The following is a 1,253-nucleotide window of genomic DNA, read 5'->3' on the forward strand; positions in this document are numbered from 1 at the left end:
GGAGCTGACCGAGGCCGCCATCGTGGTCTCCGGCGGCCGCGGCGTCGGTGCCGCCGAGGGCTTCGGCGTGGTCGAGGAGCTCGCCGACGCCCTGGACGCCGCCGTCGGTGCCTCGCGCGCCGCCGTCGACGCCGGCTGGTACCCGCACAGCTCGCAGGTCGGCCAGACCGGCAAGCAGGTCTCCCCGCAGCTGTACGTGGCCAACGGCATCTCGGGCGCCATCCAGCACCGGGCCGGCATGCAGACCTCGAAGACCATCGTGGCCGTCAACAAGGACCCCGAGGCCCCGATCTTCGAGCTGGCCGACTACGGCGTGGTCGGCGACCTCTTCGAGGTGCTGCCGCAGCTCACCGCCGAGGTGAAGACCCGCAAGGGCTGATCCCCCGGCGCGCCGCGGAGGGCGTGGCACTCGGTACCCCGGTACCGAGTGCCACGCCCTCCGGCGTTCCGCGAACCCCGCCCGCTCCGCTCCGCCGCTGCGTCCCCGCCGCCCCGCCTACTCGGCGAAGGCCGCGAGGTGCTGGGTGAACCCGCCCTGGGCCGGCGGCAGCGGGCGCGGTTCGGGGTCCTGCACCGGCGGCGGCTCCTCCATCGGCAGCAGCCGCAGCTCGGGCTGGTCGGAGTCGGGGGAGGAGAACAGTCGTACCCGGGTGCCGACCGGGACGGTGCTGCGCATCCCGTCCACGATGCACCAGACGTCGAAGCCCTCCGCCATCCGGATCAGCGACTTCTGACGGACCAGCGGCGTACGGGCCTGCTCGACCGCGCAGCGCCGCACCACGCCGGTGCCCTCGCTGGGCTCCAGCCGCAGCTCGGTGGAGCCGCAGGTCGGGCAGAGCAGCCGCTGGAAGGTCGGGTTGTTGCACCAGGTGCAGCGCTGGAAGTACAGCGTCGTACTCCGGGTGTCGGCGTCGATGGCTGAGTGGACCACGTTGTCATCTCCCTGCGCTCGGACCGGCTCGGACGGCAGTGCTGCGGCAGAAGGACGGCGGACGCACCGCGGTGTGCGGCTCCGGTTCGGCTGTCGTTCGGCAGGAAAAGGATAGGGAACTCAGTGCCGCCCTGTGAAGGCACTGAGTTCCCTTTTTGCCGCGCACGTGCATAATGAAGGGTACTGAGTACCGTCGTGAAACAGGAGTGGCGATCATGAGCCAGGAGTTCGATCTCTTCCGTATCTCCGAGGAGCACGGGATGCTCCGTGAGGCGGTGCGTTCGCTGGCCGAGGCGAAGATCGCTCCGTTCGCGGCGGAGGT

Annotated in this window: 2 protein-coding genes; one reads left to right on the plus strand and one right to left on the minus strand. The window is 70.8% G+C overall.

What is annotated here, in order from left to right; all coding sequences use genetic code 11:
- The coding region (locus AB0O91_RS41190; RefSeq protein WP_363444693.1) for an electron transfer flavoprotein subunit alpha/FixB family protein at positions 1-379 on the plus strand (379 nt) is incomplete at its 5' end.
- A gap of 117 nt (positions 380-496) precedes the next feature.
- Here AB0O91_RS41190 and AB0O91_RS41195 read toward each other — a convergent pair.
- The gene (locus AB0O91_RS41195; protein ID WP_363444696.1) at positions 497-931 is read right to left on the minus strand and encodes a hypothetical protein; all 435 of its coding nucleotides are present in this window, start codon (positions 929-931) and stop codon (positions 497-499) included.
- Between the last annotated feature and the right edge of the window lie 322 nt (positions 932-1,253).

Source organism: Kitasatospora sp. NPDC089797 (assembly GCF_040684795.1).
Lineage (GTDB): Bacteria > Actinomycetota > Actinomycetes > Streptomycetales > Streptomycetaceae > Kitasatospora.